Genomic DNA, 23,239 nt, shown 5'->3' with positions numbered 1-23,239 from the left:
CGGAGAGGTTGTTGATCGCCTGATTGCGGCGGGGCTGCTTCGCGCCGACAAGCGCGACGTGCTGATCGCCAAGATCGCCGCAGGCGACATGAAGGGGAGGACTGGAAGTTGGAGATCGACCTGGCCCAAGCCAAGGCGGTGCAGGAATGACCGCCGCTCCGCTCAAATCGCTCAGCATCGCCGCCTTTCGGGGATCTTCCGCGACCTTCACCCTGCCATTCGAGAAAGGCAAGAAACTCACCCTGATCTATGGCGAAAACGGCACCGGCAAGACGACCATTTGCGATGCCTTCGAGTTTCTGGCGCATGAGCGTGTATCCTCGCTCGACGGATACGGCCTTGGCGCGCGCCTAGAAAAATACTGGCCCAGCGCCGGGAAAACTGCCGCCGATCTGTTGGTTGCGCTGGAAACCAACACTGGCACCTGTTCCGGCAAGATCGTGGACAAGAAGGTGGTAGTGACGCCTCCCGCGTCCCGGCCGCGCATCGAGTTGATGCGCCGCCAGCAGATTCTCCGCCTTATCGAAGCGAAGGCTGGCGAACGCTACGACGCCATCAAGCGCTTCATCGACATTGCCGCTTTCGAGGCTTCGGAAGAAGCGCTGCGCAAGCAGGCCAAAGATTTGGCCGAAGAGCGCAAGGCCGTCGAACAGGCGGAGGGTCAGAGCCTTCAGGAATTGCAGGGTTTTACGAAGCGGCCGGCGAACCGGCCGGACTGAACGCCGTGACGTGGGCGAAGCAGAAGCTCACCGAGCAAGCCGCCAATCTTGATGGCGACATCGCCGCCATCGACAAGCTCCGCAAGGCGTTCGACGCCCTCAAGGCTTTTCCCGAGCGGGCAGAGGCGCGTCAAAAGGCACTGACCGAAGCTACCAACGCACTTGCCGAGGCCGACGCCGCGCTGGCGGCAGCAACGGCGACTGTCGCTGATGGCGCGGCGGATACGTTGGCTCTACTGGAGGAAGGCAGCAAATATCTGCACAGCCATTCCGACGCCACCGAGTGCCCGCTGTGCCGCAGCCCAGAGAATGCAGCGGGGCTCGTCAACGAGATCGCCGCCCGGCTCTCTGATTTAGGAACATTGCGAACGGCGACGGCGAAACGCCAGCAATGCGCGACGGCGCTGGGCACGGCGCAGAACGCCGTCACCCAGCTTGACACCGACTATACGAGCGCCCTTGCCGTCTATGCGGCGGCCAAGGATGGCCATGCGTGGAAAGCCGAGGTGACGTTGCCAGGCGACGCACCGCCAGTCGAGTTGCCGTCCCTTGCCGCATGGCTTGCGGCTAACGAAGCAACTGCTCAGACATGGCCCGCCGTCGAGGCGGCTTGGCGTGACGAGAAGAAGTTTGTTCAAACCTTGAAAGCGGCTTCCGACCGCTATGAGCAGAATCTTGCTAGGCGCACCGAGTTGCAGGCTCTTGTTCCCAAGTTGGAAGAGGCTCTGAAACATTGCGTCGAGCAGCGGCAGGACTTCACCAACAAGATTATTGGAGAGATCGCGCAGGATGTTGGCAAGCTTTACGAGCAGGTCCATCCCGGCGAGGGGCTGGATAAGATCGCCTTGCCTTTAGACCCGAAGAAGCGCGCTTCCATCGAATTGGCCGCCAATTTTTCGGGGCAGGATGTCCCGCCGCAGGCATATTTCAGCCAATCGCATCTGGACACGCTCGGGCTTTGCGTATTTCTCGCGCTCGCCGCCCGCGACCGAGCGGACGAAACGATCCTTATCCTTGATGATGTGCTCGGTAGCGTTGACGAACCTCATGTCGAGCGGGTCGTAAACATGATCTACGAGGCCAGCGAGAAGTTCCGCCACACCATCGTCACGACGCACTATCGCCCTTGGCGCGAACGCTTCCGCTGGGGATCGCTCAAGCCGGGCCAGCCTTGCCAGTTTGTCGAACTGGCCCGGTGGACCATCGTGGACGGCATGAGCCACGTGGGCTGTCTGCCCGAGATCGATCTGCTGAAAGGGCTGCTCGCCCAGACGCCGCCCGATACGCAGTCGATTTGCGGTAAGGCTGGCGTTATCCTCGAATACGCGCTGGACTATCTCACCTTGCGCTATGAATGCCGCGTTCCGCGCCGCCACGGAAACCCATATTCTGTTGGCGATTTGCTGCTCGCCATCGACAACAAACTGCGCGACGCCCTGAAAGTCGAAATCCGCGATGGGCTTGCCGATTCGAGCGTTGCAGCCACCAACGTCATCCAGTTGAAGCCCATACTGGACGAACTCGCGCGCATCGCACAGGTGCGCAACGCGCTTGGCGCGCATTTCAAGGAAATCTCATTCGACCTGCTGGATCAGGACGCCATCGGCTTCGCCAATCATGTGGTGCAATTGGTGGACACGCTGTCCCACCCCGACCACGGCTGGCCAAGCAATGACAAGTCGGGAAGCTACTGGCGCAATGTCGGCGACAGCCGCCGCCTCCATCCACTGAAGAAGCCGAGCTGATTAATATGGCGATCCAGACTGATCAGCTTAATCTCCTTAAGAAGCATCTCAGTGATAGTTATGTTGCACATGTTCCGTCTCTTTTGCATCCCAAAACACTGGACGAGGATAATAGGAAGAATATAGATCGAGCATTCTCGGCGTTTTCTCTTGTTTATTTGTGCGGCATTCCGATTGCGCAAGCCTGCGCTGCCATTGTTGATGACTATGACGATTTTGGCATCGACGCTATTTTCTACAAGGCGGACGAAGAGACGCTGTATCTCGTGCAGGCGAAGCTGAAAGCTGGCGCGACGTTCAATCAGGCGGAGGCTAACGGCTTTTGCCAAGGCATCCGCAAGATTATCAAGCAGGACTACACCGGCTTCAACCAGCACATCCTTGCCCGTCAAGCTGACATCGACGGAGCGTTGGAGCAATGCTCAGAAATTCGCCTTGTCGTAGCTCACACCGGTGACGGTATCTCTGCGCACGCACAGAAGGCTCTTAGTGACCTACTCGTTGAAGAATGTCAGGTTGAAGAACGCCTTAAAGCGCCGATTATTGATTCTGACGCAGCTTGGGTCGCGAGCGCATTGCAAGGTGCTAACGCCTATCCGCGTATTGATACGAAGCTGACCCTTTTAACTATAGCTCCGCTATCACTCCCCGGATCGCCTACTATGGCACGGTGTCACTTTCTCAGCTTGCTGCGCTACATAAGTTGCATGACAAAGCCCTATATGAGCGCAACATTAGGAACTTCTTAGGAAAAACGACCGACGTCAACCGTGCGATCCGGGATACCCTAACAGAGAAGCCGGAGCTTTTTCAGTATCTCAACAACGGCGTCACTGCACTGTGCGAGCGTATTGAACCAAAGAACGGAACGGCCAAAGAAAAGGTGTTTTCCCTGGGCGGCGTATCAATTGTGAACGGTGCACAGACGGTGGCGGTGACGTGCTCCCCTGAAATGTGACCGCTTTTGGTAGAGTCCGACGCCAAGGAGTCGGACGATATGAAGCGAAGCAGGTTCAACGAAGAGCAGATCATTGCGATCTTGAAGGAGCAGGAAGCTGGGATGGCGACGGCGGAGGTTTGCCGCCGTCACGGGATCAGCTCGGCAACGTTCTACAAGTGGAAGTCGAAGTTCGGCGGTCTGGATGTGTCCGAGGCCCGGCGGCTGCGGTCGCTCGAGGAGGAGAACTCGCGGCTGAAGAAGCTTCTGGCCGAGGCGATGCTCGACAACGCGGTGCTGAAGGATCTGGCATCAAAAATGGTAACGCCCGGCGCCAAGCGGGAAGCCGTCGCCCATGCCCGGGAGCATCACGGGGTGAGCGAGCGTCGGGCGTGTGCACTGGTTGGTGTGAGCCGAAGGGTGATCCGTTACGAGCCGACGAGGCCGGATGACGGAGCGCTGCGGCAACGGTTGCGTGAGCTGGCGGCGGAGCGCCGCCGGTTCGGTTATCGCCGCCTGGGCTACCTGCTGGCGCGGGAGGGCATCGCACCCAACCACAAGAAGCTGCTGCGCATCTATCGCGAGGAAGGGCTGCGCGTGCGTCGCCGTGGTGGCCGGAAACGGGCGCTGGGTACGCGCAGACCGATGGTGCTGCCGGATGGTCCGAACCAGCGCTGGTCGCTCGACTTCGTCTCCGACAGCCTGATCTGCGGTCGGCGCTTCCGCATCCTGTGCGTGGTCGATGACTACACGCGGGAGTGCCTGGCGCTGGTGGCCGACACCTCGCTGTCCGGGGCTCGGGTGGCGCGGGAACTAACCAGCCTGATGGGCAGCCGTGGCAAGCCGCACACGGTGGTCAGCGATAACGGCACCGAACTGACCTCGTCAGCCATCCTGCGCTGGTCGCAGGAGCGGCGGGTCGAGTGGCACTACATCGCGCCCGGCAAGCCGATGCAGAACGGCTTCGTCGAAAGCTTCAACGGTCGCCTGCGCGACGAATGCCTCAACGAGACCTTGTTCACCTCGCTGGCCCATGCCCGGTTCGTGCTGGCCGCCTGGCGGCACGATTACAATACGGTCAGGCCGCACTCGAAACTGGGCGGGAAGACCCCGCCGAGACCGCCGGCCAACGTGTCTGGGGCATGCCCCAGACACGTTGCCATCCCATCAAACAACCATCATGAAGGAGCCCGACTCTACCTCTGACTGGTAACAATCAGGGGAGCACGTCAATCGCCATCGCGACCATTGAATAGCGAATACATCCTCGCTTCGGAAAGAAAATCGCTTGGTATCCGGTGCAGTGGCGCGCAGCCTCGGCTACAGCGCTGACAGGTTTCGCAGCACGGCCACACCCTTGGCGGGGTCGCGGCTCGCGCTGCGCGGGCGGCGCTGGGCCGCGCTCGCGCCATGCCACAAGCAAGCCGGGTTGAGCGCGTCCGTCACCGCCGCCACAGCCCCTGTGCTGCAAGTCCATCAGGGAGTAGTGCCTCCGTTTGAAACCTCACCGACCGGCTTGAAGTCGTACAGAAGGTTAAGCAACTTGTGCTTCATCCAGGCGCGCCAGGAGCAGATTTTTTCGAATAGAACCTTCTGCCCATGTCCCGAACCGCTGTCCTACATGGCCGATCTGGTATACAAACAGAGCGATAAAAGTCTGTTGGGGTTATTTTATGCCGAAACCGCCGCCAGGCGCGGTGTTCTGCGCGCGTCCCCGCCGTGATCGCACGCCCCGGCTGGGCTGCCACCCCGCAAAATCTTTCCGCCAGGCGCTTTGGCGTCGCATGGCAACGTGCGCGGGGAAGGTCACACACCCTCTTCGCGTGACTTTTGTGACTTTGCAGGCTGCGTCCGGACTCCTGGGCGCGGGCACCCATAACGAAGCTAGCGCTTTCGCCAAGGACCCCGGCCTGCTCTGGGGTGACGGGGGCTTGCCCACAATGCCGAAGTAACATTTTCAGCAGCCTGCTGGAGCCGGTTATCGATCTGAAACGATCACGCTCAGCCCGCCCCGGCGGGGAAGTGGGTGCGGGTGAGGATGCGGCGCTCCCGGCGCCGCGTTCGAGGTCCTCGCGGAAATCGGGGTGGGCGATGCCGATCAGCGCCCGCGCCCGCGCGTCAAGGCTCAGGCCCTTGAGCTGCACGCAGCCGAACTCGGTCGCCACCATGTGGATGTCCGTGCGCGCGGTGGTCACCGGGCCGCTCAGGTCCAGGCAGATGCGCGAGACCGTGCCGCCGGCAGCGGTCGAATGACAGGCGATGATCGATTTGCCGCCACGCGAGGCATAGGCACCGCGCACGAAGTCTACCTGGCCGCCGATGCCGCTGTATTGACGCCCGCCCATGAATTCCGAGTTGCAGGCGCCGGACAGATCGACCTGCATGGTGGCGTTGACGGAGAGCACGTTGTCGTTGCGCGCGATCACGCACGGGTCGTTCACATAGCTGACCGGGTAGGCCTCGACGCCGGGGTTGTCGTCCAGGAAGGCGTAGAGCGCGCGGTCGCCGAGCGCGAAGGTGAAGATGGAGACGCCGGCATGGGTCTGCTTGCGGCTGTTGTCGACAGCGCCGGACTGGATCAGCGCCGCCAGCCCGTTCGGCATCATCTCGGTGTGGATGCCAAGGTGCCGGTGGTGGGCCAGCTCGGCGCAGACGGCATCCGGCAGCGCGCCGATGCCCATCTGCAGGCACGCGCCGTCCGCCGTCAGCCCGGCGATGATGCGCCCGATCGCCTGGTCGGCCGGCGTGCGCGGGGCCTGTGGCAGCTCCGCCAGCGGGGATGCATGCTCGACCACGGCGGTCACCCGCGACAGCGGCACCTGGCACTGGCCGCGCACCCGCGGCATGTTGGGGTTCACTTCCAGCAGCACGCGCGCAGCACGATGGGCGACGGCATGGACATAGTCGGTCGAGACGCCGAGGCTGAAGTTGCCGTCCGCATCCATGGGTGCCGCCATCACCAGCAGCGTGTCGACGCCGACATGCTCGCACAGCAGGCGCGGCACCTGATGGAAGTTGCAGGGCAGGAAATCGACGGCCGGCGCCCCGGCCTGCACCCGCGCCGTATCCAGCGCGCGCTCGACGCCGCCATGGAAGATGCTGACCGGCGTGATCGCCGCGGCCAAGTCGGCGCCAGCACGCTCTGCCCGGCGATGCCGGCCGAGAGCATGTAATAGAGGTGCAGGTCGCGTACCTCGCCTGCCCGCGCCCGCGCTGCAAGCGCCGCCAGCAGCGCCGGCGGCTCGGCGGCGATCATGGGCATCGCCAGTCTGGCGCCGGAGGGAACGAGCGCGACCGCCTGGTCCGCCGTCATGCGCTTTGCGCGATAGGTTTCGTCGATCGCCGTCATGCTCTCCCCGCTTTCCCACTCCCCGATATGCTTCAGGATTTCGCCTTCGAGATGCCGGACCACGGGAGGCTTGTGAAGCTCACCTTCGTCTAGTGTCGTGGAATCGAAGTCCTTTGCACCCGATATCGGGCTTCGCTTACCAGAATTTCTCGACGGCCTCGTGGGGGAACTGAACTGGAGCGCCTTGAGTTGCTTGGCGCAGTTATAGGCGATCAGCCAGTCACGGCCTCGCCAGGCAGCAGGCCCGGGCCGACCGCGCCGACGATGCCACGTAAAACAAAAAGACAGGAAAAAATGGCGCGAGTGACGGGGCTCGAACCCGCGACCTCCGGCGTGACAGGCCGGCACTCTAACCGACTGAGCTACACCCGCGCATTGGGTGGCGGGTGTACGGACCTCGCCGCCCCTGTCAAGCGCTCATGCGCGCCTTTAAATGACAGCGGGTTCGCCTGATTTTCTGCGCGCATGGGCGAGAAAGCAGGTTGCCCTGCGGTGCGAAAATCCTGAAAAGTAAAGCCTCACGCACACCTGTTTGCGATGAGCGCGCGAGGTTGTTCATGGGCGCGGCTGGGGGTCGCATTTAAAGCGAGATGCTTTACGCGAACACCACCGTGCGCACGCCGTTGCGCAGCACCCGCTGCTCAATGTGCAGGCGCAGCGCCTCGGCCAGCACGGTCTTCTCGACATCCCGCCCGACCCGCACCAGCGCGTCGGGCGTCTGCGCGTGGTGACCGGGCGCACCGCCTGCGCGATGATCGGCCCTTCGTCGAGGTCAGGGGTTACGTAATGCGCGGTCGCGCCAATCAGCTTGACGCCGCGCGCATGCGCCTGATGGTAGGGCCGCGCGCCCTTGAAGCTGGGCAGAAAACTGTGGTGGATGTTGATCGCCGGGCACGGCAGCCGGGCGCACAGATCGTCCGAGAGCACCTGCATGTAGCGCGCCAGCACCAGTACATCCGCCTGGGTGCCATGCAGCAGGCCCAGCAGCCGCTCTTCCTGATCGGCCTTGGTCTGCGGCGTCACCGGCCAATGGTGGAACACGACGCCATGATGATCGGCCAGCCGGCGCGCCTGTTCGTGGTTGGAGACGACCGCCGGGATATCGATCGGCAGTTCGTCGACGCTATGGCGGTACAGGAGATCGTGCAGGCAGTGGTCGAAGCGGGAGACCAGGATGACGACCCGGGCGCGCCGCTGCGCATCCTCGATCCGCCAGTCCATGGCGAAATCCGCCGCAACCGCCTGGAAGCGCCGGCGCAGCCTCCAGAGACTCGCCCGGCGCGCTGGCCTCAAACGCCACGCGCATGAAGAACCGGTCGCTGGCCTGGTCGTCGAACTGGGCGCTGTCGACGATGTTCCAGCCAGCTTCGGCGAGAAACCGGGCAACCGCGAACACGATGCCGATGCGGTTCGGGCAGCTGAGCGTCAGGATATAATCGCGCCGCATGTCAACTCAGCCGGCTGCCGTCGGGGACCGGCCGCTCCGGATGGATCAGCACGATCCGCCCATCCGCATCGGGAAAGCCGAGAGTCAGCACGTCGGAGACGAACGGCCCGATCTGGCGCGGCGGAAAATTGACGACCGCTGCGACCTGCCGTCCAACCAGGTCCTCCGGGGCGTAATTGTCGGTAATCTGGGCGCTTGACCGCCTGACGCCGAGCAGCGGCCCGAAATCGAGCGTGAGCTTGTAGGCGGGCTTGCGCGCCTGCGGAAACGGATCGCAGGCGACCACGGTCCCGACGCGAATATCGACGGCAAGAAAATGTTCGAAGTCTATCAAGGCCGCCTGCGGCGCATCCGGGCCTATCACCACATGCATCGGTGCCTCACCGGTCTTGATGTCGCGGGTTTGGGATGGTGGGCGCGACAGGGTTCGAACCTGTGACCCCTGCCGTGTGAAGGCAGTGCTCTACCGCTGAGCTACGCGCCCGGCTACCGGGAGTCGGCTTGCTACTGGCATGCCTGAGCTTTGTCCAGCACTTTGCAGCGGTTGCCGTAACCGCTGCGACGTGCGCGCCGGAGCCGCAGACGCGACCCCGGCGCGACAGTCTTTAGTTGACCGCGTCCTTCAGACCCTTGCCCGGTTTGAACTTGGGCTGGGCCGAAGCCTTGATTTCGATCGGCTCGCCGGTGCGCGGATTGCGGCCGGTGCTGGCGGCGCGACGGCTCACGAGGAACGTGCCGAAGCCGACAAGGCGGACTTCGTCGCCCTTCTTGAGCGCATGCGTGATGCCGTCGAGCACTGCGTCGACGGCCTTGCCGGCGTCCGTCTTGCTCAGGCCGGCGGCGTCAGCGACTTCGCCGATCAGGTCTTGTTTATTCATGCTGGGAACCCCAAAGTGGCAGTTATGCGCGCAGCACCAACGTCCTGCGCTGGCGGGCATCTAAGACCCGCATTTTCGACCTGTCAAGAGAAAACCGCCGAAATCGGCGGTTTTCCCGGTTTTTCGCAAGGTTGGCGATGGGTTATGCTTTAGTGCGCGACCGTTCCCCGCGCCGGCTCCTTCGGCGATCCCGGCTGCCGCCACGACGTCCGCCACCGGCGGCAACGGCGTCAGGATCCGGCCAGCGCCTGGGCCAGCACATGATCGACGGCGCTGACCGGCACAATCTCCAGGCCTTCCTTCACGTTATCTGGTATCTCTTTGAGATCCTTTGCGTTCTCTTCGGGGATCAAGACCGTGCCGATACCGCCGCGCAACGCCGCGAGCAGCTTCTCCTTCAGCCCGCCGATCGGCAGCACCCGGCCGCGCAGGGTGACCTCGCCGGTCATCGCGACATCCTTGCGCACCGGCACGCCGGTCAGCACCGAGACGATGGACGTCACCATCGCGATCCCGGCTGACGGCCCATCCTTGGGGTGGCACCCTCCGGCACGTGGACGTGAATGTCCTTCTTCTCGAACACATTGGGGTCGATGCCGAACTCGGAGGCGCGCGACTTGACGAAGCTGAGCGCCGCCTGGATCGACTCCTGCATCACATCGCCGAGCTTGCCGGTGGTCTTGATGTTGCCCTTGCCCGGCACAGTGACCGCCTCGATGGTGAGCAGCTCGCCGCCGACCTCGGTCCACGCCAGACCCGTGGTGGCACCGATCTGGTCCGAGTGTTCGGACATGCCGAAGCGGAAGCGCTGCACGCCCAGAAACTCACCGAGATTGTCCGGCGTCACTTCGATCTTGTCCGCCTTACGCTCGAGAATCTTCTTCAGCGACTTGCGGGCGAGCTTGGCCAGTTCACGCTCCAGTGAGCGCACCCCGGCCTCCCGGGTGTAATAGCGGATGATGTCGCGCAGTGCCGCGTCTGTCACCGACCACTCGCCGGCCCTGAGGCCATGCCCTTCGATCTGCTTGGGCACCAGATGCTGCTTGGCGATCTCCACCTTCTCGTCTTCGGTGTAGCCTGAGAGCTGGATGATCTCCATGCGGTCAAGCAGCGGCTGCGGCATGCGCAGCGTATTCGCCGTCGTGACGAACATGACGTCGGACAGGTCGTAGTCGACCTCAAGGTAATGGTCGCTGAACTTGGCGTTCTGTTCGGGGTCCAGCACCTCCAGCAGGGCCGAGGCCGGATCGCCACGGAAATCCTGGCCCATCTTGTCGATTTCATCGAGCAGGAACAGCGGATTGGACGTACCCGCCTTTTCATGCTCTGGACGATCTTGCCGGGCATGGAGCCGATGTAGGTGCGGCGGTGGCCGCGGATCTCTGCCTCGTCGCGCACACCGCCCAGGCTGATGCGCAGGAATTCGCGCCCGGTGGCCTTGGCAATCGAGCGGCCAAGCGAGGTCTTGCCGACGCCGGGCGGGCCGACCAGGCACAGAATCGGGCCTTTCAGTTTCTTGGCGCGCACCTGCACCGCCAGATGCTCGAGAATGCGCTCCTTCACCTTGTCGAGGGCATAATGGTCCTCGTTCAGCACCTTTTCGGCAGCCGCGATGTCCTTCTTGGTCTTTGATTTCTTGCTCCAGGGCAGGCCCAGCAGCCAGTCGAGGTAGTTGCGCACCACGGTCGCTTCCGCCGACATCGGGCTCATGGTCTTGAGCTTCTTGACCTCGGCGAGCGCCTTTTCCTTGGCTTCCACGCTGAGCTTGGTTTTCTTGATGCGGGCTTCGATCTCGGCGGTCTCGTCCCGGCCCTCGTCGGTCTCGCCGAGTTCGCGCTGGATCGCCTTCAACTGTTCGTTGAGGTAATATTCGCGCTGGGTCTTCTCCATCTGGCGCTTCACGCGCGAGCGGATTTTCTTCTCGACCTGCAGCACGCCGATTTCGCCCTCCATGGAGGCGAAAACCAGCTCCAGGCGCTTGGCGACGTCCTCGGTCGCCAGAATCTGCTGCTTGTCGGAAATCTTCAGCGACAGGTGCGACGCGACCGTATCCGCCAGCTTGAGAGATCGGTGATCTGGCCGACCGCGACCGTCACCTCCGGCGCGACCTTCTTGTTCAGGCGGACATACTGCTCGAACTGGGCGACGAACGCCCGGCTGAGCGCGCGCGCCTCGTCCGTATCCGCGTTCACGTCTTCCATCGGCGTGATGGTGGCCGTGAGATGATCGCCATCCTCGCGGAACCGCTGCACGCGCGCACGCTGTCGGCCTTCGACCAGCACCTTGACCGTACCATCCGGCAGCCGCAGCAGTTGCAGCACATGGGCGATCGACCCGATGTCGTAGAGGTCCTTTTCGCCGGGGTCGTCCTCCGCCGGGTTGAGCTGCGACAGCAGGAATATCCGCTTGTCGCCCTGCATCACCGCCTCCAGCGCGCGCACGGATTTCTCCCGCCCGACGAACAGCGGCACGATCATCTGCGGAAACACGACAATGTCGCGCAGCGGCAGGACAGGCAGGGTTTCAGTGGTCATGGCGATCTCACAGCTTCTTGGACCGTGCGCGCAGCTGCGCAACCGTCAGTCGATATAGGACATATTGGGCCGCCTGGCGCGGCGATCAAGCGTCGCCCTCGCCGTGGCGGCGGCGGTCGTCTCAGGCGATTGAAGAGCCGACTTCCTCGCGCGGGCTGGCGAAGATGCGGATGGGATCCTTCTTGCCGGTCACCACATCCTTGTTGATGACCACTTCGTCCACGGCGTTGTTGCCGGGCAGATCGAACATGGTGTCGAGCAGGATGGCTTCCATGATCGAACGCAGGCCGCGCGCGCCGGTCTTGCGCTCGATGGCGCGGCGCGAAATCGCCTGCAGCGCATCGTGGCTGAAGGTAAGCTTCACGCCTTCCATCTCGAACAGTCGCTGATACTGCTTGGCAAGCGCGTTCTTCGGTTCGGAAAGGATGCGCACCAGCGCCGCCTCGTCCAGATCTTCCAGGGTCGCGATCACCGGCAGACGGCCGATGAACTCGGGGATCAAGCCGAACTTCAGCAGATCCTCGGGTTCGCACTGGCGCAGCACGGCGCCGGTGCGGCGCTCATCCGGTCCTGCGACATTGGCGCCAAAGCCGATGGAGCGGCCCTCGAGGCGATCACCGATGATCCGGTCCAGCCCGGCGAACGCACCGCCGCAGATGAACAGAATGTTGGTGGTATCGACCTGCAGGAATTCCTGCTGCGGGTGCTTGCGGCCGCCCTGCGGCGGAACGCTGGCGGTCGTGCCTTCCATGATCTTCAGCAGCGCCTGCTGCACGCCCTCGCCCGAGACATCGCGGGTGATCGAGGGATTGTCCGACTTGCGGCTGATCTTGTCGATTTCGTCGATGTAGACGATGCCGCGCTGGGCGCGCTCGACATTGTAGTCGCTTGCCTGCAGCAGCTTCAGGATGATGTTCTCGACATCCTCGCCGACATAGCCGGCCTCGGTCAGGGTCGTCGCGTCCGCCATGGTGAACGGCACATCGAGGATGCGCGCCAGCGTCTGCGCCAGCAGGGTCTTGCCGCAGCCGGTCGGGCCGACCAGCAGGATGTTCGACTTCGCCAGTTCGACATCGGCGTTCTTCTGCGCATGGTTCAGGCGCTTGTAATGGTTGTGCACGGCAACCGAGAGCACGCGCTTCGCATAATCCTGGCCGATGACATAATCGTCCAGCACGCGGCAGATTTCCGTCGGGGTCGGCACGCCGTCCTTGGTCTTGACCAGGCTCGACTTGGTCTCTTCGCGAATGATGTCGTTGCAGAGTTCGACGCATTCATCGCAGATGAACACGGTTGGCCCTGCGATCAGCTTGCGTACCTCGTGCTGGCTCTTTCCGCAGAAGGAGCAGTACAGGGTATTCTTGGAATCGCCGCCGCTGAGCTTTGTCATGCATGCCCTTTCATCGGCCCGCTACAGGCATCGCCAGTGTAGACCGGAGTCAAACTACATCACAATCCGGAATTCGCACGCATCAGCCGCGCTCATCCAGACTTGCCGGCGGTCCGTCCCGAACCGCCATCTCCACGCTATACCCCGGACCCTTACAGGGAGCTTAACCGCTTGTGGTGCGGCCAGGCTATTCCGATGCCGAATCCGGCCGCTTGGCGTAGACTTCGTCGATCAGGCCCCATTCCTTGGCGTCGAGCGGGTCCATGAAGCGATCGCGCTCCAGCGCGGTTTCCACTTCCTTGAGGCTGCGACCGGTGTGCTTGACGTAAATCTGGTTCAGCTTCTCGCGCACGCGCAGAATTTCACGCGCCTGAATTTCGATGTCGGTAGCCTGGCCCTGCGCGCCGCCCGAGGGCTGGTGCACCATGATGCGCGCGTGCGGCAGCGCATAGCGCATGCCCGGCTCGCCTGCCGACAACAGCAGCGAGCCCATGGAGGCCGCCTGCCCCACGCACAGCGTAGCCACGCGCGGGCGGATATACTGCATCGTATCGTAGATCGACAGGCCGGAGGTGACGACGCCCCCGGCGAGTTGATGTACATCCAGATGTCTTTCTTGGGGTTTTCCGCCTCGAGATAGAGCAACTGGGCAACCACCAGGCTCGCCATATGGTCCTCGACCCCGCCGGTCACGAAGATGATCCGCTCACGCAGCAGGCGCGAGTAGATGTCGAACGCGCGTTCGCCGCGGCTGGACTGCTCGACGACCATCGGCACGAGGTTGTCGACGATATGGTGGACGCGGTCGATCATGGGCGTTGGATCCTCTGGGGCGTTTGCGCTGAAGGGACAGATGGGTGTCAGGCGTCGTCGTTTCCAGTGTCTTTCTTCTTCGCCCGCGCGCGCTTCGGCTTGGCCGGCTCCTCTGCGGCATCGGCAGCCGGCGCGGCGGCGGCGGCGGCCGCCGGCTCATCGGCCGTGGCCTCCGCCGCATCTGCTGCAGCCTCGGCCTTCTTCTTGCGGGCCTTGGGCCGGCTTGGCGTCCTCGACCGGCGGTGGGGCCGCATCCTCGGAGTCGATCGCCGCCTGCAGCGCCTCAAGCGACACGGCGCGCTCGGAGATGTTCGCCTTGCCCAGGATGAAGTCGACGACCTTTTCCTCGTAAAGGGGCGCGCGCAACTGCGCGGACGCCGCGGCATTCTGCTGGAAGAACTCAACCACCTGCTGGCGCTGCTTGGCCGGGTAGCGCTGGGCTTCCTGCCAGATCAACTGCGCCATTTCCTGCGGGGTCACATCGACGCCGTTCGCCTGACCGATCTGGGACAGCAGCAGGCCGAGCCGCACACGGCGCACGGCAATCGCACGGTATTCGTCGCGTTCGTTCTCCATGGTCGCGCGCTCTTCCGGATTATCCACGGTTTCGCGTTCGAGCTGTTGCCAGATTTGCGCGAATTCCGCCTCCACCATGGCGTCCGGCACCGGGAAATCGTGCGTCGCATGCAGGTGGTCGAGCAGCTTTCGCTTCATGTAGGTGCGGGTCAGCGCTTCATGCTGGCGCCCGAGGTCGGTGGAAATGAACTCTTTCAACTGTTCCAGCGACTCCAGGCCAAGGTTCTTGGCCAGCGCGTCGTCCAGCTCCACGGCCGCCGCCGTGCGCACTTCCTTGACCGTCACATCGAAGACTGCGGGGCGGCCCTTGAGGTACGCAACCTGGTAGTCGTCCGGGAAGTTGACGCCGACCGCCCGCTCGTCGCCTGCCTTCACGCCGATCAACTGATCCTCGAAGCCGGGGATGAACTGGCCGGAGCCAAGCACCAACTGCACGTCCTTGCCGGTGCCGCCTTCGAACGCATCGCCATCGATCTTGCCGACGAAGTCGATCAGAACGGCGTCTCCCGCTTCGGCGACGCGGCCTTCAGCGGCCTCGAAACGCTTCTGCTGGTCGGCGATGCGACGCAGCGTCTCCTCGACCGCGCCCTCATCCTGCGCCACCATCAGCTTCTCGAGGACGATGCCCTCGATCTCGCCGACCGCGATCTCCGGCAGCACCTCGAATTCCATGGTGAATTCCAGGTCCCCGCCGGCATCATACTCGCGCACCACGATCTGGGGCTGCATGGCCGGACGCAACTGGGTCTCGGCGAACACCGCCTGGCTGCTTTCCTGCACCACTTCCTCGACGATCTGCGCCTTCACGGAGTCGCCGTGAAGCTTGCGCACCATCTGCGGCGGCCTTGCCCGGGCGAAACCCCGGCATACGGATTTTTGGCGATATCGGCGATCTGGGCGTCCAGCTTGCCCTCGATACGGGTGGCCGGCACCTTGACCGTAATCACCCGCTTCAGGCCGTCGTTGAGCGTTTGGTCGATTTGCATTCTCAGGTCTTCCGTTACAAGCAGCGGGCAGGTCTTGCCGTTTGGTGCGGGCGAAGGGACTCGAACCCCACGTCTTTCGACACTGGAACCTAAATCCAGCGCGTCTACCAATTCCGCCACGCCCGCCGAGATGTGCGTCAAATTCAATACGAGCGGGCGTCTATAGCACAGGCTTGGGCGCACGCAACCGCTCCCGTGGGGGCGAAATCGCACGCCGTATGCTGTACAAACGCCGCGAAATTCCTTAATGGCGCTGCGTAAGATCAGGAGCTTTCAGCATGTTGCGCCCGTTCGCGCTTGTCGGTCTCGCCTTGCTGTACAGCCTTTGCGGTTGTGCTCCCTCGCCGCTTTATGTCGGCCCCGTTGTCGCCAAGACCCCGGGTAGCGTGCCGCGCGACGTCAACGGCGAACCGCTGATCCTCAAGCGCGGCGATCCCGAGTCCCAGCCGCCCTCGCAATGACCCTGCTGTCCGCCGACGCGCAGGGCATTGCGCTCGCCGCCGCCTGCCTGCGCACGGGCGGTCTGGTCGCGCTGCCGACGGAAACCGTCTATGGCCTGGCGGCCGACGCTGGAAACGCGCAAGCGGTCGCCCGCATCTATGCCGCCAAAGGCCGGCCGCAGTTCAATCCGCTGATCTGCCATCTCGCGCGCCCGGACCAACTGGAGGCGCTGGCCGAAGCCGGCCCGACCGCGCAGGCGCTCGCCCACGCCTTCTGGCCTGGGCCGCTGACGCTTGTCCTGCCCGCACGCGAGCCGTCGCCGGTCTCGCCGCTGGCGCGCGCGGGCTTGGCACCCTGGCCCTGCGCTGCCCCGCGCACCCGGTCGCGCAGGCCGTGCTGGAGGCTTGCGGCGGCCTCCTTGTCGCGCCAAGCGCCAACGCCTCCGGCACGCTCAGCCCGACCACTGCGGCGCACGTCATCGCCTCGCTCGGCGACCGGGTCGACCTGGTGCTGGATGCAGGGCCGACAAGCCGCGGCCTGGAATCGACCATCGTGCGTGTCGAGCCGGCCCGGCTGGTGCTGCTGCGGCCTGGCCCCATTGCCCCGAAGCGCTGACGACCGTATCCGGGGTGCCGGTGGTGGCGGCGCAGGACGAAGGCGTCACGGCCCCGGTCAGCTCGCCAGCCACTACGCGCCGCGCCAGCCGGTGCGCCTGAACGTCACACAGCCGGAGCCGGACGCCTTCTGGATCGGTTTCGGGGCCTGGCCCGGCGAGATTTCGCTGTCCGAGCGCGGCGATCTGGTCGAGGCCGCAAGCCGCCTGTTCGAGGCCCTCCACCGGGCACAGGCCAGCGACCGCCCGGTCATCGCGGTCGCGCCGATTCCGAATACCGGGCTCGGCATCGCCATCAACGACCGTCTGCGCCGGGCAGCGGCGGCGCGCTGATCTACACGGCCCGCCAACCCGTACCGTCCTGCGGGCGAGACGCACCGTGAAACGACTGGACACAGTGTGCCGCCAAGGTAAAACGGCCGGAGGAGACAATCGACGTGAACGACCAACAGGATACGCGCGCGCTACTGCGCGGCCTTGCGATCGACCGTAGCGCGGAGGCGGCTGCCCCTGCGCAGACTGGCGTGCCGGTCGCCGGCGTTGCCGCGGCCGTGCTGCTCGCCGGCGTTGCGGCGGGTGCCGCCGTGTGGTTCCTGAAGCCGGTGCCCGCCACTCCCGCACCCTCAGCGGCTGTCGCGGACGATGCCGCGCAGGCGAGCGCCGCAGCGCCCGCGCGCAGCGGTGGCCTCGTGGCGTCCGGCTTCGTGGTCGCGCGGCGGTCCGCGACGGTCGCGGCGCGCACCACCGGGCAGGTCGTCTTTGTTGGCGTCGAGGAAGGGCAGCGGGTTCGCAAGGGCGAGGTGCTGGCCCGCCTGAACGATGACGCCGCGCAGGCAAGCCTCAGCAGCGCCGAGGCGCAGTTGAGTTCCGCCAAGGCCGCCGTCGCCAGCCTGACGCCAACGCTTGCAGATGCCGAGCGGATTCTCAAGCGCACCAAGTCGCTGGCGCAAAGCCAGTTCGCCAGCACCGCGGACCTGACGCGCAACGAAGCCAATGTCGCCAGCCTGCGCGCCCAGCTCAGCCAGGCGCAGGCCAACCTGGCGGCGGCGCAGGCGGCCGTGCAGTCCGCGCGCGTCACGCTCGACCTGCACACGATCCGCGCACCGTTCGATGGCGTGGTCACCGAGAAGAATGCGCAGCCCGGCGAGATCATCTCTCCCGTGTCGGCCGGCGGCGGCTTCACCCGCACCGGCATCTGCACCATCGTCGACATGGGCAGCCTGGAGATCGAGGTGGATGTGAGCGAGGCGTTCATCGCCCGCGTCCGCCAGGGCCAGAAGGTCGATGCCGTGCTGGACGCCTACCCGGATTTCGTCATCCCCGCGAGCGTGATCGCGACCGTACCGACTGCCAATCGCGACAAGGCGACTGTGCGGGTGCGCGTCGCCATCGACCAGCGCGATCCGCGCATCCTGCCGGAGATGGCGGTGAAGGTGACCTTCCTCGAAGACAAGAGCTGACCTGGAGAATTTATGGCGCACGCCCCGTTGATCCGCCTGACCGATGTCTCGAAATCCTTCTCCAAGGGTAAGGACACGATCGGAATTTTCCAGCATCTCTCGATGGAAATCCCGGCCGGGGATTTCATCGCCATCATGGGCCCATCCGGCTCTGGCAAGACGACCTTGCTCAACATGCTCGGCGGCATCGACCAGCCGTCGTCGGGCGATCTGTTCTTCCAGGACCAGAACATCGCCAGGTTCAACGAAAGCGCACTCGCCGCCTGGCGCGCCCGCCATGTCGGTTTCATCTTCCAGTTCTATAACCTGATGCCGACGCTCAGCGCCGCGCAGAACGTCGAGCTGCCGCTGATGCTGACCAGCCTGTCGGCCGCCAAGCGCCGCGAGAATGTCCAGACCGCACTGAATATCGTGCAACTGGGCGACCGGGCCAAGCACAAGCCGAAGGAACTCTCCGGCGGTCAGCAGCAGCGCGTCGCGATCGCCCGCGCCATCGTCTCCGATCCGCAACTGCTGCTGGCGGACGAGCCGACCGGCGACCTCGACCGCGCCACCGCGGATGAAATCCTGAAGATGCTGCAACTCCTCAACCAGGAGATGGGCAAGACCATCGTGATGGTGACCCACGATCCGGCGGCGGCGGCCTATGCCAAGCGCATCCTGCATCTCGACAAGGGCAAATTCGTCGAAACGGAGCTGGCGGCATGAACGACTGGACGCTGATCCGCAAGAATCTGTTCCGCAAGAAGCTGCGCGCGATCCTGCTGATCGTCTCGATCTTCATCGCGTTTCTGATCTTCGGCGTACTGGTCGCGTTCCTCAACGCCTTCAACGCCGGCGACACCGATGCAGCGAAGAACCGGCTGGTGGTCTCCAACAAGATCAACTTCACCCAGCCTCTGCCCTATGCCTATTTCACCAAGATCAAATCGATGAAAGGCGTGTCGATCGTCAGTCACGCCAACTGGTTCGGCGGCTATTACCGCGAACCGCGCAATCAGTTCGGCATGTTCGCCATCGAACCGGAATCCTATCTGACCATATACCCGGAAATTGTGCTGACCGACGAGGCAAAGCGCTGTTTCCTCACGGAACGCACCGGCTTGATCATCGGGCGGCAAGCGGCCGAACGCTATGGCTGGAAAGTCGGGCAGCAGGTGCCGATCTCGTCCAACATCTACACCAACAAGCGCGGTGGCCAGACCTGGGATTTCAAGATCTGCGGCATCTTCCGCTCGCCGGATGGCAAGGGCAACGAGCAGGGCCTGTACTTCAACTACGACTATTTCAACGAAAGCGTGACCTTCGGGCAGGATTCGGTCGGCTTTGTCTCGCTCACCACCCAGTCCGAGGCCGCCAACGACGCTGTGGCAAAACGCATCGACACGCTGTTCGCGAACTCCGCCGACGAAACCGTGACCCAGACGGAGGCCGCCTTCAACAAGGCCTTCGTCGCGCAGCTGGGCAATATCGCCCAGATCGTGGGGCTGGTCGTGGGTGCTGCGTTCGCCACGATCCTCATGATCGTCGGCAACACCATGGTGATGGCGATCCGCGAGCGCACCCGGGAAATCGGCGTCCTGAAGACGCTCGGCTTTCCCTCGCAACGCATTCTCAAGCACGTGCTGTGCGAGTCGACCGCCCTGGCGCTGCTCGGCGGTCTGGCCGGCATGCTGGTGGCAAGCTTTGCCGTTGCGGCATTGAACACGGTTCTCAGCGGCGGGTTCCCGGCCCTCAGCATGTCGCCGCTGCTGTGGGCGCAAGCCATCGGCATCATGCTGCTGCTCGGCCTTGTGACGGGCATCATCCCGGCGATGAACGCCATGCGCCTCAACATCCTGACCGCCCTCGGCCGGCAATAGGAAGCGTTACCCATGAGCCTGCACCTGGAAACCGCCGCCGTCTGCAGCCTGAACCTGCGCTCCCTCCCCAGCGCTTCTGGATGTCCTTCTCCACAGTCGTCGCCATCGCACTGGTGGTGACAGTGCTGCTGGCCTTCCTCGCCATGGGCACCGGGTTTCGCAAGACCCTGAGCGGGACCGGGGCCGAGGATATCGCCCTGATTCTGCGCAAAGGTTCAACGGGTGAACTGAGCAGCGTGGTGACGCGCGACGAGCAGCGCGTTCTGGACGAAGCCCCGGCATCGCCAAGGTCGACGGCAAGCCCTTGGCCTCTCCCGAGCTTTACGTGATTGTCGACGCGATCAAGAAGTCGTCCGGCACCAAGGCGAACATGCCGTTGCGCGGCATTGGCCCGAACGGCCTGGCGCTGCGCGCGAATGCGTCGATCATCGAGGGCCGCCTGTTCAAGCCGGGCAGCAACGAAATTGTGGTCGGGCGCGGCCTGCTGAAGGAATTCAGTGGTTTCGAGCTCGGCAAGACCGTGCGTTTCGGTGTCAACACCTGGAAGGTCGTCGGCGTGTTCGAAGCGGATGGTTCTGCGTTCGAGTCCGAGCTCTGGGCTGACCTGCCGGTGATCCAGAGCCTGTTCAAGCGCGGCAATACCGCCCAGACGGTACGTGCGCGACTCACGTCGCCGGCGGCGCTGAAAACCCTGCAGGATTATATCAAGAGCGACCCGCGCCTGAACGTCGAGGCGCAGAGCGAGAAACAATTCTATGCCGAACAGTCGAAGCGGCTGTCCAGCGTGATTCAAAGCCTTGGCTGGCCGCTTGGCATTGCAATGGCGCTCGGCGCCTCTCAGGGCGCTGAACACCATGTACAGTTCGGTCTCCGCGCGCGCCGGGGAAATACGCACCCTGCGCATCATCGGCTTCGGCAGTATTTCGACGTTTGTCGGCACCATGGTGGAAGCCATGGTGCTGACGGCCCTCGGTGCCCTGTTGGGTATCGCCATCACCTGGCTGTTTTTCGATGGCCTCACCGCCTCCACAATCGGCGGCAGTTTCTCGCAGGTGGTGTTTGACTTCCGGCTGTCCGGCGCGAACATCATCAACGGCTTTGTGCTTGCGATGGTCGTCGGCTTTTGGGTGGCCTGTTCCCGGCCTGGCGCGCCGCACGCCAGAAGATTTCCGCAATCGACGCCTGAGGATCAACGCGCAAGTGCGCTGAGCGCCGCCTGGCGATAGCCTTCCGGCAGGTCGAGCCCGATCAACACATCAATATCGACCCAACGCTGCGCACGATGCTCGTCCGACAGCTTGAACCGGCGTGGCCTGTCAAGCCATGGGCTGGCGAAGAAATGCACCAGCACCGGCGGCCTGCCGGGCCGCTGACGCAGCCACTGGCCCATCGCCTGCGGCTCGGGCAGATCGCGCACGCCGAGTTCCTCGATCGCCTCGCGCACCAGCGCGTCCGCGAGCGACTCACCATCTTCGACCTTGCCACCCGGCAGGTCCCATTGGCCGTTTGTTTTCTGGAGCACCAGAACCGTATCGAGCCGGATCAGCGCCAGCTTGACCCTGGCGAAACCGGCGAGCGGCATGGCATCATGCGGACTCGGCCGGGCTATCATATGCTGCATGTGCGTTCCCTCGCAGGCACCAGACTACCCATCATAGATGACATTTTCATTAAGGCTTGACAAAAAGAACAAATAAAGAACAAGTGGGTACGGGCTTTCAACAGCGAGCAAAATCATGAGCCATCTTATTGTTTCTACATTTTTGTCGCCGCTGCCGGCTTTGCCGTCTTCGCCGTCCGCGAGGCGCTGAACCTCGAGCGCCTGACAGTGCTTCTGCGTATAGAAGGTTAAGAACAAAATAGCAACCTTATGGCCTCCGCGTCAGGAGCAGCCCCTCCCGCGTTGTTTTCGCAGCGGCGGCGCGCCGGCGGTAGCTGCGCCAGGCGAACGGCAGGGACGCCAGATACGCCAGGCTCACCAGTGACAGCGTGCCCCATGGTGCGGTAAGCAGCGCCGCCGCCGTCAGCCCGCGACGATCAAAAGCGGCAGCCGCCAGCTTGGCCGCAAGCGGATGGCGCGCCAGGAATAGGTCGGCACGGTCGAGACCATCAGAACGGCCACGCCGACGGTGATGATTGCGGCGACCAGGGGGTACGAAAAACTGGGTGCCCAGCCATAAGTCGAGAAACACGGGGCTCAGCACCAGTCCGGCGCCCGCCGGCGCCGGGACGCCGGTGAAAAACCCCTCCGGCGTGTGCGGCGCATTCCCTCGGCCGCCTGCGCGTTGTACCGCGCCAGCCGCAGTGCGCAGCAGACCGCGTGCGACAGAGCGATCACCCACCCAAGCCCGCCCAGCTCGTGCAGCGCCCACAGATAGATGATCAAGGCCGGTGCCACGCCGAAGGACACCGTGTCGGCGAGCGAGTCGAGTTCGGCGCCGAAGCGGGAGGTGCCGCGCACGCGCCGCGCGACCCAGCCGTCAAGGCCGTCGAGCACGCCGGCCAGGACGATTGCCATCAACGCCTTGTCCCAGTTGCCGACCAGCGCCAGCCGGATGCCGCTCAGCCCCACGCACAGCGCGAGCGTCGTCATCAGGTTGGGGATCAACACCCGCAGCGGCAGCGGCGGATCAAGCGGTTGCGCCATCAGTCGGCGACGGCGCTGGCGGAAGAGGCGTCGCCCAGCACGGCGATCACGGTTTCGCCTGCAACGGTCCGCTGGCCAATACACACCTTTGGCGCCGTACCCTCTGGCAGATAGACGTCCATGCGACTGCCGAAGCGAATCAGTCCGATCCGCTGGCCAGCGCGCACCGCGTCGCCCTCTTTGACGAACCGTACGATCCGCCGCGCGATCAGCCCGGCGATCTGCACGCACACGACGCGCACGCCGCCGGACGTCTCGATAAGGTAGGTCTGGCGCTCATTGTCCTCGCTGGCCTTGTCGAGGTCCGCGTTCACGAAGGCTCCCGGTCGATACACTATGCGCCGGACGGTGCCGGCAATTGGTGCGCGATTCACGTGGACATCGAACACACTGAGGAAGATCGAGACGCGTGTGCACTGTGGCGCGCCGTCTGCCCCATCAAGCGGCGGCCTGGCCGGCGTTATCGCCACGACTGCGCCGTCCGCCGGCGCCAGCACCAAAGCTTCGCCTTGCGGCGCATAGCGTACGGGATCGCGGAAAAACAGGGCGATAGCCCCGCTTAACAGCAGAAAAACCATCCCAGGCCGGACAGGCCGGCAAGGAAACCAACGGCCGCGATCACGAGGGCGATGATGATGAAATTGCGCCCTTCCGGGTGTACGGGCGGAATGTAGTCCCGCAGGGTCATGATCGGGGTCCTTCGTGTTTCCATCGTGCAAATCTTAACGCACGGCACGCGCCTGTCAAAGTCGTCGATTGCTCAACCGTGGCATACGTTTAACGAAATTTTGATTCCCCTCGCCATAGTCGGCGCGTCGTTTGATGAAAACGTTGGAAAAAGA

25 protein-coding genes, 3 tRNA genes and 5 pseudogenes are annotated in these 23,239 nt (G+C 63.8%); 14 read left to right on the top strand and 19 right to left on the bottom strand.

Going from position 1 to position 23,239, the window contains the following annotated elements:
• The first annotated feature begins 146 nt into the window (after positions 1 to 146).
• Genes E6W36_RS15090 through E6W36_RS15070 form a run of 5 tightly spaced genes read left to right on the top strand, consistent with a single transcriptional unit; the run spans position 147 to position 4,607 of the window.
• Positions 147 to 719: an AAA family ATPase gene (locus E6W36_RS15090; RefSeq protein ID WP_222873117.1), complete on the top strand. Its 573-nt coding sequence runs from the start codon at positions 147 to 149 to the stop codon at positions 717 to 719.
• Positions 720 to 724: 5 nt separating this feature from the next.
• Positions 725 to 2,464 (top strand): SMC family protein, encoded by a 1,740-nt coding sequence (locus E6W36_RS15085; RefSeq protein ID WP_222873116.1) that lies wholly within the window; start codon positions 725 to 727, stop codon positions 2,462 to 2,464.
• A 5-nt stretch (positions 2,465 to 2,469) separates the two neighbouring features.
• Positions 2,470 to 3,213, top strand: a complete 744-nt coding sequence (locus tag E6W36_RS15080; protein WP_222873115.1) for a hypothetical protein — start codon at positions 2,470 to 2,472, stop codon at positions 3,211 to 3,213.
• Positions 3,135 to 3,422 (top strand): AIPR family protein, encoded by a 288-nt coding sequence (locus E6W36_RS23770; protein WP_425459651.1) that lies wholly within the window; start codon positions 3,135 to 3,137, stop codon positions 3,420 to 3,422. Before E6W36_RS15080 ends, E6W36_RS23770 begins: the two co-directional genes overlap by 79 nt.
• A gap of 39 nt (positions 3,423 to 3,461) precedes the next feature.
• Positions 3,462 to 4,607, top strand: a complete 1,146-nt coding sequence (locus tag E6W36_RS15070) for an IS3 family transposase (RefSeq protein ID WP_222873113.1) — start codon at positions 3,462 to 3,464, stop codon at positions 4,605 to 4,607.
• A gap of 344 nt (positions 4,608 to 4,951) precedes the next feature.
• Here E6W36_RS15070 and E6W36_RS15065 read toward each other — a convergent pair whose 3' ends face one another.
• From E6W36_RS15065 to E6W36_RS15015, 13 genes and pseudogenes are all read right to left on the bottom strand, one after another.
• A complete protein-coding gene (locus E6W36_RS15065; RefSeq protein ID WP_281277558.1) occupies positions 4,952 to 6,406 on the bottom strand; it encodes an acetyl-CoA hydrolase/transferase C-terminal domain-containing protein in 1,455 nt (484 codons plus the stop codon).
• A complete protein-coding gene (locus E6W36_RS21030; RefSeq protein ID WP_281277360.1) occupies positions 6,358 to 6,813 on the bottom strand; it encodes a hypothetical protein in 456 nt (151 codons plus the stop codon). The genes E6W36_RS15065 and E6W36_RS21030 overlap by 49 nt, the downstream gene beginning before the upstream one ends.
• A gap of 232 nt (positions 6,814 to 7,045) precedes the next feature.
• Positions 7,046 to 7,122: transfer RNA gene (locus tag E6W36_RS15060), tRNA-Asp, on the bottom strand.
• A gap of 223 nt (positions 7,123 to 7,345) precedes the next feature.
• Positions 7,346 to 8,197 (bottom strand): annotated as a pseudogene (gene purU / locus E6W36_RS15055) (formyltetrahydrofolate deformylase).
• A 1-nt stretch (position 8,198) separates the two neighbouring features.
• On the bottom strand, positions 8,199 to 8,570 hold the full coding sequence (locus E6W36_RS15050) for a tRNA-binding protein (RefSeq protein WP_222873112.1): 372 nt from the start codon (positions 8,568 to 8,570) through the stop codon (positions 8,199 to 8,201).
• Between the two features lie 36 nt (positions 8,571 to 8,606).
• Positions 8,607 to 8,681: transfer RNA gene (locus tag E6W36_RS15045), tRNA-Val, on the bottom strand.
• Between the two features lie 121 nt (positions 8,682 to 8,802).
• The gene (locus tag E6W36_RS15040; protein WP_222873111.1) at positions 8,803 to 9,075 is read right to left on the bottom strand and encodes an HU family DNA-binding protein; all 273 of its coding nucleotides are present in this window, start codon (positions 9,073 to 9,075) and stop codon (positions 8,803 to 8,805) included.
• Between the two features lie 60 nt (positions 9,076 to 9,135).
• A pseudogene (lon, locus tag E6W36_RS15035) lies at positions 9,136 to 11,609 on the bottom strand (endopeptidase La).
• A gap of 121 nt (positions 11,610 to 11,730) precedes the next feature.
• The gene (gene clpX / locus E6W36_RS15030) at positions 11,731 to 12,999 is read right to left on the bottom strand and encodes an ATP-dependent Clp protease ATP-binding subunit ClpX (RefSeq protein ID WP_222873110.1); all 1,269 of its coding nucleotides are present in this window, start codon (positions 12,997 to 12,999) and stop codon (positions 11,731 to 11,733) included.
• Positions 13,000 to 13,186: 187 nt separating this feature from the next.
• Positions 13,187 to 13,812: pseudogene (locus E6W36_RS15025) on the bottom strand (ATP-dependent Clp protease proteolytic subunit).
• Between the two features lie 156 nt (positions 13,813 to 13,968).
• A complete protein-coding gene (gene tig, locus E6W36_RS15020) occupies positions 13,969 to 15,222 on the bottom strand; it encodes a trigger factor (RefSeq protein WP_246047792.1) in 1,254 nt (417 codons plus the stop codon).
• The gene (locus tag E6W36_RS19615; protein WP_246047790.1) at positions 15,192 to 15,374 is read right to left on the bottom strand and encodes a hypothetical protein; all 183 of its coding nucleotides are present in this window, start codon (positions 15,372 to 15,374) and stop codon (positions 15,192 to 15,194) included. The genes tig and E6W36_RS19615 overlap by 31 nt, the downstream gene beginning before the upstream one ends.
• A 42-nt stretch (positions 15,375 to 15,416) precedes the next feature.
• A tRNA-Leu gene (locus E6W36_RS15015) sits at positions 15,417 to 15,500 on the bottom strand.
• Between the two features lie 152 nt (positions 15,501 to 15,652).
• Between E6W36_RS15015 and E6W36_RS15010 the strand changes: the two genes are divergently transcribed.
• The 9 genes and pseudogenes from E6W36_RS15010 (at position 15,653) to E6W36_RS23755 (ending at position 20,976) form a co-directional block, all read left to right on the top strand.
• Positions 15,653 to 15,835: a hypothetical protein gene (locus E6W36_RS15010; RefSeq protein ID WP_222873109.1), complete on the top strand. Its 183-nt coding sequence runs from the start codon at positions 15,653 to 15,655 to the stop codon at positions 15,833 to 15,835.
• Positions 15,832 to 16,430 (top strand): annotated as a pseudogene (locus E6W36_RS23765) (L-threonylcarbamoyladenylate synthase). Before E6W36_RS15010 ends, E6W36_RS23765 begins: the two are co-directional and overlap by 4 nt.
• Positions 16,330 to 16,761 carry a Sua5 family C-terminal domain-containing protein gene (locus tag E6W36_RS19605; RefSeq protein ID WP_246047788.1) on the top strand — a complete coding sequence of 144 codons (432 nt, stop codon included), beginning with the start codon at positions 16,330 to 16,332 and terminating at the stop codon, positions 16,759 to 16,761. The pseudogene E6W36_RS23765 and the gene E6W36_RS19605 overlap by 101 nt, the downstream one beginning before the upstream one ends.
• Positions 16,762 to 16,865: 104 nt before the next feature.
• On the top strand, positions 16,866 to 17,888 hold the full coding sequence (locus E6W36_RS15000; protein WP_222873108.1) for an efflux RND transporter periplasmic adaptor subunit: 1,023 nt from the start codon (positions 16,866 to 16,868) through the stop codon (positions 17,886 to 17,888).
• 12 nt (positions 17,889 to 17,900) lie between these two features.
• The gene (locus E6W36_RS14995) at positions 17,901 to 18,596 is read left to right on the top strand and encodes an ABC transporter ATP-binding protein (RefSeq protein WP_222873107.1); all 696 of its coding nucleotides are present in this window, start codon (positions 17,901 to 17,903) and stop codon (positions 18,594 to 18,596) included.
• The gene (locus tag E6W36_RS14990) at positions 18,593 to 19,750 is read left to right on the top strand and encodes an ABC transporter permease (protein WP_222873106.1); all 1,158 of its coding nucleotides are present in this window, start codon (positions 18,593 to 18,595) and stop codon (positions 19,748 to 19,750) included. The genes E6W36_RS14995 and E6W36_RS14990 overlap by 4 nt, the downstream gene beginning before the upstream one ends.
• A gap of 80 nt (positions 19,751 to 19,830) precedes the next feature.
• The gene (locus E6W36_RS14985) at positions 19,831 to 20,079 is read left to right on the top strand and encodes a hypothetical protein (RefSeq protein WP_222873105.1); all 249 of its coding nucleotides are present in this window, start codon (positions 19,831 to 19,833) and stop codon (positions 20,077 to 20,079) included.
• Positions 20,076 to 20,447: pseudogene (locus E6W36_RS23760) on the top strand (ABC transporter permease); the annotation flags it as partial. The gene E6W36_RS14985 and the pseudogene E6W36_RS23760, both read left to right, overlap by 4 nt.
• Before the next feature lie 157 nt (positions 20,448 to 20,604).
• Complete coding sequence (locus E6W36_RS23755) at positions 20,605 to 20,976, top strand: FtsX-like permease family protein (protein ID WP_425459650.1); 372 nt, start codon at positions 20,605 to 20,607, stop codon at positions 20,974 to 20,976.
• Here the strand turns inward: E6W36_RS23755 and E6W36_RS14975 are convergent.
• Genes E6W36_RS14975 through E6W36_RS23750 form a run of 6 tightly spaced genes read right to left on the bottom strand, consistent with a single transcriptional unit; the run spans position 20,940 to position 23,085 of the window.
• Positions 20,940 to 21,371 carry an NUDIX domain-containing protein gene (locus E6W36_RS14975; protein WP_222873103.1) on the bottom strand — a complete coding sequence of 144 codons (432 nt, stop codon included), beginning with the start codon at positions 21,369 to 21,371 and terminating at the stop codon, positions 20,940 to 20,942. The genes E6W36_RS23755 and E6W36_RS14975 overlap by 37 nt on opposite strands.
• 24 nt (positions 21,372 to 21,395) lie before the next feature.
• The gene (locus E6W36_RS14970) at positions 21,396 to 21,608 is read right to left on the bottom strand and encodes a hypothetical protein (RefSeq protein ID WP_222873102.1); all 213 of its coding nucleotides are present in this window, start codon (positions 21,606 to 21,608) and stop codon (positions 21,396 to 21,398) included.
• A gap of 10 nt (positions 21,609 to 21,618) precedes the next feature.
• Positions 21,619 to 21,954: a hypothetical protein gene (locus E6W36_RS22395; protein ID WP_342776695.1), complete on the bottom strand. Its 336-nt coding sequence runs from the start codon at positions 21,952 to 21,954 to the stop codon at positions 21,619 to 21,621.
• Complete coding sequence (locus E6W36_RS22390) at positions 21,948 to 22,397, bottom strand: CDP-alcohol phosphatidyltransferase family protein (RefSeq protein ID WP_342776694.1); 450 nt, start codon at positions 22,395 to 22,397, stop codon at positions 21,948 to 21,950. Before E6W36_RS22390 ends, E6W36_RS22395 begins: the two co-directional genes overlap by 7 nt.
• On the bottom strand, positions 22,397 to 22,975 hold the full coding sequence (locus E6W36_RS14960) for a phosphatidylserine decarboxylase (protein ID WP_425459649.1): 579 nt from the start codon (positions 22,973 to 22,975) through the stop codon (positions 22,397 to 22,399). Before E6W36_RS14960 ends, E6W36_RS22390 begins: the two co-directional genes overlap by 1 nt.
• Complete coding sequence (locus E6W36_RS23750) at positions 22,957 to 23,085, bottom strand: hypothetical protein (RefSeq protein ID WP_425459648.1); 129 nt, start codon at positions 23,083 to 23,085, stop codon at positions 22,957 to 22,959. The genes E6W36_RS14960 and E6W36_RS23750 overlap by 19 nt, the downstream gene beginning before the upstream one ends.
• Positions 23,086 to 23,239 lie beyond the last annotated feature (154 nt).

Origin of the sequence: Hankyongella ginsenosidimutans (assembly GCF_005144965.1) — a bacterium.
Lineage (GTDB): Bacteria > Pseudomonadota > Alphaproteobacteria > Sphingomonadales > Sphingomonadaceae > Hankyongella > Hankyongella ginsenosidimutans.
The sequence above is the reverse complement of the archived record's forward strand: the minus strand, read 5'-3'. Positions and strand labels throughout refer to the sequence as shown.